At 69.2% G+C, this 12,492-nt stretch carries 14 protein-coding genes; 13 read left to right on the top strand and 1 reads right to left on the bottom strand.

Annotated elements, in window-relative coordinates; genetic code table 11:
• Positions 1 to 26 precede the first annotated feature (26 nt).
• The 3 genes from ACQ754_RS14825 to ACQ754_RS14815 are packed head-to-tail and all read left to right on the top strand — an operon-like array spanning position 27 to position 4,000.
• Positions 27 to 1,286: a 6-phosphofructokinase gene (locus tag ACQ754_RS14825; protein ID WP_440997818.1), complete on the top strand. Its 1,260-nt coding sequence runs from the start codon at positions 27 to 29 to the stop codon at positions 1,284 to 1,286.
• 45 nt (positions 1,287 to 1,331) lie between these two features.
• Positions 1,332 to 3,026 carry a L,D-transpeptidase family protein gene (locus ACQ754_RS14820; RefSeq protein WP_440997817.1) on the top strand — a complete coding sequence of 565 codons (1,695 nt, stop codon included), beginning with the start codon at positions 1,332 to 1,334 and terminating at the stop codon, positions 3,024 to 3,026.
• Positions 3,023 to 4,000: a D-Ala-D-Ala carboxypeptidase family metallohydrolase gene (locus ACQ754_RS14815; RefSeq protein WP_440997816.1), complete on the top strand. Its 978-nt coding sequence runs from the start codon at positions 3,023 to 3,025 to the stop codon at positions 3,998 to 4,000. Before ACQ754_RS14820 ends, ACQ754_RS14815 begins: the two co-directional genes overlap by 4 nt.
• Before the next feature lie 9 nt (positions 4,001 to 4,009).
• On the opposite strand, the gene ACQ754_RS14810 is transcribed toward ACQ754_RS14815, so the two are convergent.
• A complete protein-coding gene (locus tag ACQ754_RS14810; protein WP_440997815.1) occupies positions 4,010 to 4,408 on the bottom strand; it encodes a globin in 399 nt (132 codons plus the stop codon).
• A gap of 157 nt (positions 4,409 to 4,565) precedes the next feature.
• Here ACQ754_RS14810 and ppa point away from each other — a divergent pair, with 157 nt between their 5' ends.
• From ppa to ACQ754_RS14760, 10 genes are all read left to right on the top strand, one after another.
• Positions 4,566 to 5,099, top strand: a complete 534-nt coding sequence (ppa, locus tag ACQ754_RS14805) for an inorganic diphosphatase (RefSeq protein WP_440997814.1) — start codon at positions 4,566 to 4,568, stop codon at positions 5,097 to 5,099.
• Between the two features lie 98 nt (positions 5,100 to 5,197).
• Positions 5,198 to 5,818, top strand: a complete 621-nt coding sequence (locus ACQ754_RS14800) for a class I SAM-dependent DNA methyltransferase (protein WP_440997813.1) — start codon at positions 5,198 to 5,200, stop codon at positions 5,816 to 5,818.
• A 94-nt stretch (positions 5,819 to 5,912) separates the two neighbouring features.
• Positions 5,913 to 6,236 (top strand): hypothetical protein, encoded by a 324-nt coding sequence (locus tag ACQ754_RS14795; RefSeq protein ID WP_440997812.1) that lies wholly within the window; start codon positions 5,913 to 5,915, stop codon positions 6,234 to 6,236.
• Positions 6,237 to 6,256: 20 nt separating this feature from the next.
• Positions 6,257 to 7,135, top strand: a complete 879-nt coding sequence (prmA, locus tag ACQ754_RS14790) for a 50S ribosomal protein L11 methyltransferase (RefSeq protein WP_440997811.1) — start codon at positions 6,257 to 6,259, stop codon at positions 7,133 to 7,135.
• Entirely contained in the window at positions 7,135 to 7,779 is a 645-nt protein-coding gene (locus ACQ754_RS14785; RefSeq protein WP_440997810.1) for a zinc-ribbon and DUF3426 domain-containing protein, read from the top strand. Before prmA ends, ACQ754_RS14785 begins: the two co-directional genes overlap by 1 nt.
• A gap of 24 nt (positions 7,780 to 7,803) precedes the next feature.
• Positions 7,804 to 8,100 carry a DNA-binding transcriptional regulator Fis gene (fis, locus tag ACQ754_RS14780; RefSeq protein WP_440997809.1) on the top strand — a complete coding sequence of 99 codons (297 nt, stop codon included), beginning with the start codon at positions 7,804 to 7,806 and terminating at the stop codon, positions 8,098 to 8,100.
• Positions 8,101 to 8,154: 54 nt separating this feature from the next.
• Positions 8,155 to 9,744, top strand: a complete 1,590-nt coding sequence (purH, locus tag ACQ754_RS14775) for a bifunctional phosphoribosylaminoimidazolecarboxamide formyltransferase/IMP cyclohydrolase (RefSeq protein ID WP_440997808.1) — start codon at positions 8,155 to 8,157, stop codon at positions 9,742 to 9,744.
• Positions 9,745 to 9,772: 28 nt separating this feature from the next.
• Positions 9,773 to 11,068: a phosphoribosylamine--glycine ligase gene (gene purD, locus ACQ754_RS14770; RefSeq protein WP_440997807.1), complete on the top strand. Its 1,296-nt coding sequence runs from the start codon at positions 9,773 to 9,775 to the stop codon at positions 11,066 to 11,068.
• Positions 11,069 to 11,136: 68 nt separating this feature from the next.
• On the top strand, positions 11,137 to 11,670 hold the full coding sequence (locus ACQ754_RS14765; protein WP_440997806.1) for a phosphatase PAP2 family protein: 534 nt from the start codon (positions 11,137 to 11,139) through the stop codon (positions 11,668 to 11,670).
• 179 nt (positions 11,671 to 11,849) lie between these two features.
• On the top strand, positions 11,850 to 12,425 hold the full coding sequence (locus tag ACQ754_RS14760; RefSeq protein WP_440997805.1) for an FMN-binding protein: 576 nt from the start codon (positions 11,850 to 11,852) through the stop codon (positions 12,423 to 12,425).
• Positions 12,426 to 12,492 lie beyond the last annotated feature (67 nt).

The raw sequence follows: 12,492 nt of genomic DNA, 5'->3' as shown, positions 1-12,492 counted from the left end.
GATAACGAGAAACGGAGCGAGTTGTCATGAGCGCCAGGAATGCCTTCTACGCCCAGTCGGGCGGTGTCACCGCGGTAATCAATGCCACCGCCTGTGGGGTGATCCAGACGGCCCGCGCCCATCCGGAGGCCATTGGCACGGTCTACGCCGGCCGTGCCGGCATCCTCGGCGCGTTGCACGAGGAGCTCATCGACACCGGCCGCGAGAGCGCGGAGACCATCGCCGCGCTGCGCCACACTCCGGCCGGCGCCTTCGGTTCCGCGCGCTACAAGCTCAAGGGCCTGGACGAGAGTCGCGCGGAGTACGAGCGGCTCATCGAGATCTTCAAGGCCCATGACATCGGGTATTTCTTCTACAACGGCGGCGGCGATTCCCAGGACACCGCCCATAAGGTCTCCCAGATCGGCGAGCGCCTGGGCCACCCGGTGACCTGCATCGGCATCCCCAAGACCGTGGACAACGACCTCCCCGGCACGGACAGCTGTCCCGGCTTCGGTTCCGTGGCCAAGTACATCGCCGTCTCCACCCGGGAGGCGGGCCTGGACGTGCGCTCCATGGCGGAGACCTCCACCAAGGTGTTCGTGCTCGAAACCATGGGCCGGCACGCCGGCTGGATCGCGGCGGCAGCGGGGCTCGCCCGCGAGCAGGACGGCGACCCGCCCCACGTCATCCTGCTCCCCGAGGTGGCCTTCGACCGCCCCCGTTTCCTCGCCCGGGTGCAGGAGAGCGTGGACCGCTACGGCTATTGCGTGGTGGTGGTCTCGGAGGGCGCGCGCAGCGCCGACGGCACCTTCCTCGCCGACCAGGGCAGCCGCGACGCCTTCGGCCACATCCAGCTCGGCGGTGTCGCCCCGGTGGTGGCGGATATGATCCGCTCCGAGCTCGGCTACAAGTACCACTACGCCGTGGCCGATTACCTCCAGCGTGCCGCCCGCCACATCGCCTCCGCCACCGACGTGGAGCAGGCCTACGCCCTCGGCCGGGCCGCGGTGGAGATGGCGTTGGCTGGGCGTAACGGCGTGATGCCCACCATACGGCGGCTGGCCGATGAGCCCTACCGCTGGGAGGTGGGTGAGGCGCAACTCGCCGAGGTCGCCAATGTGGAGGCCGATATGCCGCGGGAGTACATCAGCGAGGACGGCTTCGACATCACCGAGGCCTGCCGCCGCTACCTGCGCCCGCTGATCGCCGGCGAGGACTATCCCCCCTATCGCAACGGCCTGCCGGAGTATGCACGGCTTCGAGGCGAGCTGGTCGAAAAGAGGCTGCCGCCCTTCGGCGGCTGATCGTTGCGCTTGATCCGCCGGCCGCGGGCGTGGTGGCCTTGTCCCATGCTCGTGTTCCAATGGTTGGGCTACCATCGGGCGGCGCTGCTGCTGGCCTGTCTCACGGCCACCCTCATCGCCACGTCGCCGGCCTTTGCCGGCCCCGGGCCGTTGCAGGAGCGCCTGCGTCACCGCATCGAGGAGGTATCCGCGCCCGACGCGCTGGTGGTTGACGGCTATGCCGTGCCCGCCCGCGACGCGCTGAGCGCCTTCTACCGCGACCGCGCCTACCGGCCCGCCTGGGTGGTTACGCCGGAGGGTCTGGCCGAGGGCCGGCGGCTGCTCCGCGTCCTGACCGGCGCCCGCCGGGAGGGGCTGGTGCTCGCGGATTACCCACTGGCGCGCCTGCGGCGCCTGCTCGGCGAGGCCGAGAGCGGCGACGCCGCGCCGGGCGCCCTGGTGGACCTGGAGCTGCTGCTCACGGGCAGCTACCTCTTGTACGCGACGCACAGCCGTTCCGGCCGCCTTGATAGCGAGACCCTGGCGGTGCGTCGGGGGCCGGGTGCGGACGCCGAATCGGTCATCGCCGCCCTCGGGGAGGCATTGCGACGCGGGCGCGTCGCGGACAGCCTCCTGGGGATGGCGCCCGAGAGCGGCTACTATCGCCGCCTCCTGGGTGCGCTGGCCCGTTATCGGGCAATGCGGGACGCCGGTGGTTTCACGCCTGTGCCTGAGGGGCCGCTGCTCCGTCCCGGTGATGAGTCCCAGCGACTGCGCGCGCTGCGGGAGCGTCTGGCACAGACGGGGGACGGGCCTGTCGGGCCTGCCGGCTCCGAACCGGGGCGCTACGACGCTGCGCTGGTGGCAGCGGTGGAGCGCTTCCAGCGCCGCCATGGCCTGGAGGCGGACGGCATCATCGGGCCACGGACCCTACAGGCGCTGAATACCCCGGCGGACGCCCGGGTGCGGCAAATACGCATCAACCTGGAGCGGATGCGCTGGCTGAGCGGGGATCTCGGCGAGCGCTACGTGTTCGTGAATATCGCCGGCTTCGAGCTCGTCCTCGTGGAGGATGGGGAGGTGCGCAGCCGCCAGCGGGTCATCGTCGGCCGGGACTACCGGCAGACCCCCGTGTTCACCGGGCGTATGACCTATCTGGTCTTCAATCCCTCCTGGCAGGTGCCGCAGAGCCTCTCCGTGCGGGATATCCTGCCCGAGGTCCGCCGGGACCCGGAGTACCTCGAGCGCATGGGTTTTCAGGTGCTGCGGGGCTGGGGGGCGGACGAGGAGGTCATCGATCCGGATACGGTGGACTGGCAGGAAGTGCCGACCCGCGGCTTCCCGTACCGCTTCCGTCAGCGCCCCGGGCCGCAGAATGCCCTGGGACGGGTGAAGTTCATGTTTCCCAATCGTCACGCCGTGTATCTCCATGACACCCCGGCGCGCACGCTCTTCAATCATGCAGAACGCGCCTTCAGCTCCGGGTGCATCCGTGTGGAGCGGCCGCTGGAGTTGACGCGGCTTTTACTGGATGATGAGCGCTGGGACGCGGACGCCATCGAACGCACGCTCGATGAGGGCACTGAGCGTACCGTCCCGCTGGGGCGCGCCGTTCCCGTCCACCTGCAGTACCTGACCGCCTGGGTCGGCAGCGACGGCGTGGTCAATCTCCGGCCGGATATCTACGGCCGTGACGCCCGGCTGGTGGGGGCGCTGTTGGACACCCCCCTGCAGCCGGCGAACGAGGTTCCGAATCTGTGAGTATCCGCTACCTGAGCCGGCGGCCCGTGGCCGGCCACATCCGCCTTTTGCTTTGCCTTTCCCTGATCCTGCTGCCCGTCGTTGCCAGCGCCGCAACCGAGCGCCTGAGCTTCTCGCTGCGTGTCGCCGACGACATCAACCCCTATCCCGTCCTCGGTGTCTACTTGCAGCCAGGCGAGGCCGTCTCCCTCGCCGTGGCTGAGGGGCATGATGGGCGCTTCGCGGTGGAGGGTGACGGCGGCCGGCTGCGCGAGCGCGGCCACAACCGGTGGGCCTGGCAGGCGCCGCGCCAGCCGGGTCTTTACCCGCTGCGAGTCCACCGCCGTGACACCGGCGAGACCATGACGCTGAACGCCTTCGTGAAGATCCCCCGGGAGGCCGGCGAGAACGGCCGGCTGAACGGCTACCGGGTGGGGCGTTACCCCGACGAACCTCTCCGGGGTCTGGACATTTACCGGCCACCGCCGGGCTTCGTCGAGGTCACTGCAGAGAATGAGGACGTGCGGGTGTCCCCCCATTTCCGGCTGGGGCAGTTCGTTTCCAAGCAGGGCGGTGGGGATCCGCGCTACGTGGTCCTGCGACCGCGTCTGCTGCTTCTGCTGGAGGCCATCGTGGAGGAGCTGCACGCGCAAGGGCAGCCGGTGGAGACGCTTACCGTGATGAGCGGGTTCCGCACCCCCTGGTACAACGAGCGCATCGGGAATGTGGAGTACAGCCGCCACGTCTGGGGCGGGGCGGCGGACATCTTCATCGACGAGGTGCCACCCCATGGCCGCATGGACGACCTCAACGGCGACGGCGTCAGCGATGCCGACGATGCCCGCTGGCTGGCCGCGCTGGTGGAGCGCGTCCAGCGCCGCTCCCGGCCGCAGCGCTTCGTCGGCGGCATCGGCATCTACGGCCCGCGCTCGCACCGCGGGGCGTTCGTCCACGTGGATGTACGTGGCTTCGAGGCCCGCTGGGCCGCCGAGTAGGCCCGCGGCTCAGTAACCGCGCCGGATGTATTCCACCGCTGGCTCGAGCATCCGGCGCCAGGCCGCCTCCAGGTGCTCGTCCCACTGGGGATCGCATTCGGCGGCCGCGGCGATCATGCTCTCGATCCAGTATCCGTAGAGCTCCGGCGGGACCGGGTTGCGGCCCTCGCGGCTGTGGGTACGGCGGATGCGCTGGAGGTGGCGCTCGGCGCTGTCGCTGCCGCGGGCGTACTCGAAGGCGAAGCCGAGCCCCTGGCGCAGTAGGTTGTTCTGGATGGTGAAGTCGGTGTCCCGGAACATCGGCCGGATCGAGGGGTGGCTGTCGATGAAGTGCTCGTAGAACCGGTCGATGAAGCCGTCGGCGAGCAGGCAGCGTGCGTAGCTGTTGCGTACCGCGTCCTGGGGCATGGTCGATTTGTTCCTGAGTCTGGCTCGCGAAGCGGCGAAGGATACTCCCAGTACGGCCCGGCGCCAAGGAGACCTGAAGCCGGCGTCGATGTGCTTTATAATCGCCGCCCACTGCGCGGCGAGCGCATGGAGACACTTCACTGATCAGGAGCGAGTCATGTCCTACGAGAATGTGGCCCCCGGCAAGAACGTCCCCGAGGACATTAACGTCATCATCGAGATCCCGGCCCACGCCGATCCGGTGAAATACGAGGTGGACAAGGACAGCGGGGCGATGATCGTCGACCGCTTCATGGGCACGGCCATGCACTACCCGTGCAACTACGGCTACGTGCCGCATACCCTCTGCGGGGACGGCGATCCCGCGGACGTGCTGGTGATCACCCCCTTTCCGTTGATCACGGGCTCGGTGGTCCGGTGCCGCCCGGTGGGGGTGCTGAAGATGACCGACGAGTCCGGCGAGGACGCCAAGCTGCTGGCGGTGCCGATCTCGAAGCTCACCCCCATGTACGACAACGTCAACGAGCCCGGGGATGTCTCTCCGGTGATCCTCGACCAGATCTCCCACTTCTTCGAGCACTACAAGGACCTGGAGCCGGGCAAGTGGGTGCGCATCGACGGCTGGGAGGGCGCCGCCGCCGCCCGCGCGGAGATCAAGGACGCCGTGGCCCGCCACCAGCCCGGGGGCTGACCCCGATCGCACGTCGCCGTGCGTCGCTGCGGGATAGCGCGGAGCAGAACGTTCCCGCAGTGGGGCCCGGTTGTTATCTCCGATCACCAAGGCATTGCATGAGCAGCAACGAAGAGATCCTCAACAAGGTATACAACGCCCGGGACCACGAGGAGCTGATGTCCGCCTACCGGGATTGGGCCGGTGACTATGACCGCGACACGGTGGACAACTTCGGTTACGTCGGCCATTACAATTGTGCCGAGCAGCTACATCGCTTCCTCGGCGACACCTCGGCGCGGATCCTCGATGCCGGCAGCGGGACCGGCTTGGTGGCCGAGGTCCTCGCTGATTACGGCTACGGCCGCATGGACGCGCTGGACTACTCCGCCGAGATGCTCGCCGAGGCCCGGCGTAAGGGGCTCTACGAGCATTACTATCAGCGCGATCTCTCGCGGCCCCTGGATTTCGCCGATGATGCCTATGACGCAGTGGTCTGTGCCGGGACCTTCACCTATGGGCATGTTGGTGCGGACGCCTTCGGGGAACTGATCCGCGTCACCCGGCCGGGCGGGTTGGTAGTGTTCACCATCCGCGAGGGCGCCTACGAGGAGTACGGTTATCGGGCGCGGATGCTGGAGCTGGAGACCGCCGGCCGCTGGGAACTTCTGGAGATGCGGGACACCGACTACTACCGGGACAAGGCCCGGGCAAAGTTCTGCGTCTACCGCGTGACCTGAGCCGGGGGATTGGCCCGGCCGGTTCCAGGGCCTATAATCCGCCGATCGTTTTGCCCCCGCCGCGGCCGTGGGGCGTTGTCGCCGGAGGTGGCGAATGAGCGCAGTGATGACCGTCGAACGCCTCAGTGCCGAGCACCGTCGCTTTCGCGACGGCGGCGGGGTGAGCGCCAATAACCGCGCTGCGGGTTTCGTCCCCGCCTTCCTCGACCGGGCCACGGGGCGGATCCACCGTTCCTGCCTCGCCGACGGGCGCCCCGCTCCCTGCCACTGCCTCGACGGCCTGCCCGCCGATCTGGTCACCGCCCGCGACGACAAGGGTCGCGTACAGGCGGTGCGTGCCGGGGTGATCGCCGGGTTCCTTCGCGATGGCCGCTTCTATACCCGGGAACAGGCCGCCAACGCGGTCACCGAAGACTGACCAACCAACGGTGGGCCTCCATGGCCTGGATCCAAATCTCCTTCGAGGTGGCCCGCGAGCGCTTCGGCCTCGCCGAGGCCGTGCTGGAGGGCCATGGCGCCCTCTCCGTTACCTGCCGTGACCCCGGCGACGAGCCGGTCCTCGAGCCTGGCCCCGGGGAGCAGCCACTGTGGTCGCGGGTCATCGTCACGGGTCTCTTCGAGGCGGACGCGGATGTCAGGGCAGTGCGTGCGGCGGCCCGTGAGGCGCTGGGGGAGGGACCAACGGGCTGGTGTACGGAGGCTTTGGAGGACCGCGCCTGGGAACGGGCCTGGATGGATGATTACCGGCCGATGCGATTCGGGGAGCGGCTCTGGGTGGTGCCCAGCCACCAGGAGTCACCGGATCCGAATGCCCTCGCCCTGCGCCTGGATCCGGGGCTCGCCTTCGGCACGGGGACGCATCCCACGACGGCATTGTGCCTGGAATACCTGGCGGACCATCCCCCTGCCGGTGAGCGGGTCGTGGACTATGGCTGTGGTTCCGGGGTGCTCGCCATCGCGGCGCTGCTCCTCGGCGCCCGGGAAGCGCTGGGGGTGGACAATGACCCGCAGGCCCTGGTCGCCAGCCGCGAGAATGCCCGGCGCAACGGTGTGGCGGAGCGGCTCTCGCTCCAAGACGACGCCGCACCGGCGCCGGCACCGGCGGATCTGGTGGTGGCCAACATCCTCTCCGGTATCCTCATCGGGCTCGCCCCTCGGCTGATCGCCTGCTGCCGGCCGGGCGGACGGCTGGTGCTGGCCGGGGTGCTCGCGGAGCAGTCGCAGGCGGTCGTTGACGCCTTCGCACCGGTGGTGCGACTGGAGGTCTCGGAGCCACGGGACGGTTGGGTACGGTTGGTGGGTGTTCGGGACGTTTGATGGGGGGTGCGCCATCACGGACCCGTTGCCCGGGTTGTGGCACCGTCTTTCGGGTGGAGCCCGCGGCGGTGGACGCCGCCGGCGGTCGGTGCCGTTGCGGTGTCTGTGGCGAGGTCTTCGATGTGCGCGCCCATGCCGTGGAGAGGCAGCCCGCGCCGCCGCCGTGGCCAGCGCCGGCGGAGGGTGCGCGGGGGCGCTGGCCCTGGTGGCTGGCGCTTTGCGCGGTGGCGGTGGCGATGGTCGCGCTGGTCGGCTGGCAGTACCGAATGGTGCTGCTCACCGATGCGCGGGTCCATGGCTGGATGACGCAGGCCTGCGAGGTGCTAGGCTGTGAGATTGGGGTGCTGCGCTATCCGCAGGCGGTGCGGGTCGTGGAACGGGACCTGAGTGCCGTCTCGGGTGGGGCCCTGCGATTGACCGCGACGCTCGCCAACACGGCGGCGGTGCCGGTCCGCTGGCCGGAGATCGGGCTGCGCCTCACCGGCCTCGACGGCCGAATACTGGACGAGCACCGCCTGCCGCCACGGGCCTACCTGGCGGAGGGGGCGCCGGAGGCCATGCTGCCGGGGGGTAGCTGGGAGGTGGCGGTGCGGGTGCCGGACAGCGAGCCGCCGGCCCATGGCTTCGAGATCCGGTTTCGGTGAAAGGAACAGCGAACGAAGGGCAGGATGATGGAAGAAGCCAGTCAGGAAAGGGAAGACGCGACGGAAACCGTGGAATCGCGTCGTCGGGGTGTGGGGCCGATCCGCTCCTGTGTGCGGGAGGCCCTGGAGGGGTACTTTCGGCAGCTCGACGGTTACCCCAGCGCCGGGCTGTACAAGATGGTGCTCACCGAGATGGAGGTCCCCCTGCTCGAGGTGGTGATGCGCGAGTGTGGCGGCAACCAGACCCGGGCCTCTGAGGTCCTCGGCATCAACCGTGGGACCCTGCGCAAGAAACTCCAGTACTACGGCATCGAGGAGTAGCTGGTTCCGCTATACTGTGCGCCCCTTGAGGCAGCCAGCGAAGGAACCAGCCCGATGCCAGCAGCCGCAGCGTTGTCGCCGGTCCGCCGGGCGCTCATCAGCGTCTCCGACAAGACCGGCGTTGCCGAGCTCGCCCGCGCCCTGGCCGACCGGGGTGTGGAGATCCTCTCCACCGGCGGGACCGCCCGTCTGCTCGCCGAGGCCGGCGTGTCGGTGAAAGAGGTCTCCGAGCATACCGGCTTCCCGGAGATCATGGCCGGGCGGGTGAAGACCCTGCACCCGCGCATCCACGGCGGCCTGTTAGGACGGCGGGGCGTGGACGAGGCCGTGATGGCCGAGCAGGGGATCGAGCCCATCGATCTGCTGGTGGTCAACCTCTACCCCTTCGAGGAGACGGTGGCCGCCCCCGGCTGCAGCTTCGAGGCGGCCGTCGAGAATATTGACATCGGCGGGCCGGCCATGGTCCGTGCCGCCGCGAAGAACCACGACGGCGTCGCCGTGGTCACCGACGTCGCCGACTATCCCGCGGTGCTCACGGAGCTGGCGGAATACGACGGCATCACCGCCGAGACGCGCTTCCGCCTGGCGGCGCGGGCCTTTGAGCATACGGCGCGCTACGACGGCGCCGTCGCCGACTATCTCGGCCGGCTCACCGGCGGTGGGGCGGAACCCGCGGTGTTCCCGGACACCCTCAACCGCCAATTCCGCCTGGCGCAGACCATGCGCTACGGGGAGAACCCGCACCAGCGCGCCGCCTTCTATCGCGAGCCCGGGGACACGGATGCCTCACTGGCCAGCGCCGAGCAGCTCCAGGGCAAGGCGCTGTCGTTCAACAACATCGCCGATACCGACGCGGCGCTGGAGTGCGTCCGCGGCTTCCACGGCCCGGCCTGCGTGATCGTCAAGCACGCCAACCCCTGTGGCGTGGCCCTGGCGGAGGACACTCTCACCGCCTACGACCGCGCCTTCGCCACCGACCCGGTCTCCGCCTTCGGCGGCATCATCGCCTTCAATCGTGCATTGGACCGTGCTACCGCCGCGGCCATCGCCGAGCGGCAGTTCGTGGAGGTGGTGATCGCACCGGCGGTGGGCGAGGGCGCCGCTGAGGCCCTGGCCCGGAGGAAGAACGCCCGGTTGCTGGTCACCGGGCCGCTGGAGGAGACCCACGGCGTGACCCGCTGGGACTACCGCCGTGTCCGCGGCGGCCTGCTGGTCCAGGACGCGGACGACCGCCTGCTGCCCGAGGGGGAGGAGCCACGGCTGGTCACGCGGCGGGGTCCCGATCCCGACGAACGGGAGGACCTGCTCTTCGTCTGGGCGGTGGCCCGGCATGTGAAGTCCAACGCCATCGTCTACGGCCGCCACGGTCGTACCCTCGGCATCGGTGCCGGCCAGATGAGCCGGGTGGACAGCGCCCGCATCGGTGCGCGCAAGGCCGCCGAGGCGGGTCTGGACCTGAATGGCGCGGTGCTCGCCTCGGACGCCTTCTTCCCCTTCCGTGACGGCATCGATCAAGCCGCGGAGGCCGGGGTGCGTGCGATCATCCAGCCCGGCGGTTCGGTGCGCGACGAGGAGGTGATAGCCGCCGCCGACGAGCACGGCATCGCGATGCTGTTCACCGGGATGCGACACTTCCGCCACTGACGGCAAACGACCTTCAAGGAGCGCCGCAATGAACGTACTGGTGATCGGCGGGGGCGGCCGTGAGCACGCCCTCGCCTGGAAGCTCGCCCATTCGGAGCGGGTATCGGCGGTTTACGTCGCGCCGGGCAACGCGGGCACCCACGGCGAGCCCCGCGTGCACAATGTCGCCATCGGTGCCGAGGACATCCCCGCCCTGGTGGATTTCGCCCGCAACTATGAGGTTGGCCTGGCCGTGGTCGGCCCCGAGGTGCCCCTGGCCATGGGGGTGGTGGACGCCTTCCGGGCGGCGGGATTGCGCTGCCTGGGTCCGGACCGGGCGGCCGCCGAGCTGGAGGGCTCCAAGGCCTTCGCCAAGGCGTTCCTGGCCCGGCACGATATCCCCACGGCCCGCTACCGCGTCTTCGATGACCTGGACGAGGCCCGGGATTATATCCGTGACCACGGCGCGCCGGTGGTGGTGAAGGCCGATGGCCTCGCCGCAGGCAAGGGGGTGACCGTGGCGATGACGCTGGACGAGGCGCTGCAGGCCGCCGAGTCCATGCTGAGCGGTCAGGCCTTCGGCGGCGCCGGCGACCGTATCGTCGTGGAGGACTACCTCCAGGGGGAGGAGGCCAGCTTCATCGCCCTGGTGGACGGCGAGCACATCCTGCCGCTGGTGTCCAGCCAGGACCACAAGGCCCGCGATGACGGCGACATCGGCCCGAATACCGGCGGCATGGGTGCCTACAGCCCGGCCCCGGTAGTGGACGAGACGGTTCACCGGCGCATCATCGAGGAGATCATGCGGCCGACGGTGCAGGCCCTCGCGGAGGAGGGACGACCCTATCGCGGCTTCCTCTACGCCGGGCTGATGATCGATCCGGACGGGCGGCCACGGGTGCTGGAGTTCAACGTCCGCCTTGGGGACCCGGAGACCCAGCCCATCCTCATGCGCTTGCGCTCGGACCTGCTGGAGCTCTGCGAGGCCGCCCTGGATGGGCGCCTCGACGAGGTTACCGTGGAGTGGGACAGTCGGGCCTGCCTGGGCGTGGTGATGGCGGCCGGCGGTTATCCCGGGGCCTATGGCAAGGGTGACCCCATCCAGGCCCTCCCGGAGCGCGAACAGGAGGACGTCAAGGTCTTCCACGCCGGGACCGCGTTGAATGAGGCCGGCGAGGTGGTGACTATGGGCGGGCGCGTGCTCTGCGTCTGCGCCCTCGGCCGCGATGTGGCCTCTGCCCAGGCCCGGGCCTACGAGCAGGTGGAGCGGATCCATTGGGAAGGGGTCTACTACCGCCGTGACATCGGCCACCGCGCAGTGACCCGGGATGCTGGTAGGGGCTGATCAGCTGGTGGCCGGCGCCGGCTAGCCAATCCATCACTCTGCAACACGCGGGGCGTACACTCGGGGTCATGAAGACCCTGATCGAGTTGCAGCAACGCGAGATCGCCCTCTGCCTGGCCCTGGTCCGGCTACAGCGCATTCACGGCTCCCGGGGGCTGTTTGTGCTGGCCAGCCGGCTCGGCAATGGCGGCCTGTGGTATGGGCTGATGGCGGCGCTGCTGCTGGTCGAAGGCGTGCCGGCGGTGGCGCAGATGGCCGCCACGGGGCTGTTCGGCACGGCAATCTATGCCGTGATCAAGCGGGGCACCCGGCGCCTGCGACCCAGCGAGGCGGACACCCGATTGGTGCCCGCCACCCCGGCGCTGGACCGCTACAGCTTCCCCTCAGGCCACACCCTCCACGCGGTGTGCTTCACCGCCATCGCCTGCGCCCACTACCCGGCGCTGACCCCTTGGTTGCTCCCCGCCGTGGTGCTCATCGCCGCCTCACGGGTGGTGCTCGGCCTGCACTATCCCACCGACGTCATCGCCGGTGCCCTGCTCGGCGCTGTCCTGGCCCGACTTGGCTTGATGTTGCCCGTCGCCGTCCTGGCGGGATCCTGAAGGGCTGGGAAGCCCCTCTCTTACCTTAGCGCGCCACGACCTCGTGTTCGTGTCACCCCAAAACATCTGTGCTATACCGTTTCAGGGATCAGCGGCCGGATGGCCGTGACTTGACCGAAGTCAAGCAGGACACGAAATACTAGTTTTAGCCTGGTCCCACGGAATCTAGGGAGCAGCTTATGGCGGGAAGTTCACCGCCCGCCCGTTACGGGAGGAGAGGGATCCTGGCCCTGGCGCTGCTGGGCCTGGCGCTGACCGTGCTCGCCGGTGACAGCTGGCGCAGTCACGTAGCCGAGCTGCTCGCGGAGGCGGCGCGCACCGGTGAGCTCTCCGGCGAGCCCCCCGCGGCACCGGTATTCGACGCCGACGGCGAACGGCTCGGCTATGCGTTGCTCACCGATCACGTCACGCGCATCCCCGGCTACGGGGGGCGCCCCTTTCGCATCCTCGTGGTCCTCGACCGCACCGGTCACATCGCGGGTGCCCGCATCATCGAGCACACCGAGCCCATCCTGCAGGCGGGAGTGAGCGAGTCCGCCCTTGAGCGCTTCATCGCCCAGTATGAGGGCATTGGCGCCGGCACCGATGTGCGTGTGGGGGGGCGTGCCCCCGACAACGGCCTACGCCTGGACGGGATCAGCGGGGCGACGATCACGGCCATGTCCATGGGGGCGGCGATCACCGAGTCCGCCTATCAGGTGGCGGCCTCGCGCGGTCTGCCGTTGGCGGTGGGCAGGAAACAGGGATCCAATTGATTTCTTTCAACGCCGGCGAGGAGGAGGCGTGGAAGATTGACAACGCAGCAAGCAAAGCATCCAACCA

The organism is Arhodomonas sp. SL1, assembly GCF_052060015.1.
Lineage (GTDB): Bacteria > Pseudomonadota > Gammaproteobacteria > Nitrococcales > Nitrococcaceae > Arhodomonas.
This window is presented reverse-complemented; position numbering and strand designations above follow the sequence as displayed.

Excerpts from the sequence above, each read along its gene's own strand:
- ACQ754_RS14825 (WP_440997818.1), top strand. The coding sequence starts at position 27 with ATGAGCGCCAGGAATGCCTTCTACGCCCAGTCGGGCGGTGTCACCGCG.
- ACQ754_RS14820 (WP_440997817.1), top strand. The coding sequence starts at position 1,332 with ATGCTCGTGTTCCAATGGTTGGGCTACCATCGGGCGGCGCTGCTGCTG.
- ACQ754_RS14810 (WP_440997815.1), bottom strand. The coding sequence starts at position 4,408 with ATGCCCCAGGACGCGGTACGCAACAGCTACGCACGCTGCCTGCTCGCC.
- ppa (WP_440997814.1), top strand. The coding sequence starts at position 4,566 with ATGTCCTACGAGAATGTGGCCCCCGGCAAGAACGTCCCCGAGGACATT.
- ACQ754_RS14800 (WP_440997813.1), top strand. The coding sequence starts at position 5,198 with ATGAGCAGCAACGAAGAGATCCTCAACAAGGTATACAACGCCCGGGAC.
- ACQ754_RS14795 (WP_440997812.1), top strand. The coding sequence starts at position 5,913 with ATGAGCGCAGTGATGACCGTCGAACGCCTCAGTGCCGAGCACCGTCGC.
- prmA (WP_440997811.1), top strand. The coding sequence starts at position 6,257 with ATGGCCTGGATCCAAATCTCCTTCGAGGTGGCCCGCGAGCGCTTCGGC.
- ACQ754_RS14785 (WP_440997810.1), top strand. The coding sequence starts at position 7,135 with ATGGGGGGTGCGCCATCACGGACCCGTTGCCCGGGTTGTGGCACCGTC.
- fis (WP_440997809.1), top strand. The coding sequence starts at position 7,804 with ATGATGGAAGAAGCCAGTCAGGAAAGGGAAGACGCGACGGAAACCGTG.
- purH (WP_440997808.1), top strand. The coding sequence starts at position 8,155 with ATGCCAGCAGCCGCAGCGTTGTCGCCGGTCCGCCGGGCGCTCATCAGC.
- purD (WP_440997807.1), top strand. The coding sequence starts at position 9,773 with ATGAACGTACTGGTGATCGGCGGGGGCGGCCGTGAGCACGCCCTCGCC.
- ACQ754_RS14765 (WP_440997806.1), top strand. The coding sequence starts at position 11,137 with ATGAAGACCCTGATCGAGTTGCAGCAACGCGAGATCGCCCTCTGCCTG.
- ACQ754_RS14760 (WP_440997805.1), top strand. The coding sequence starts at position 11,850 with ATGGCGGGAAGTTCACCGCCCGCCCGTTACGGGAGGAGAGGGATCCTG.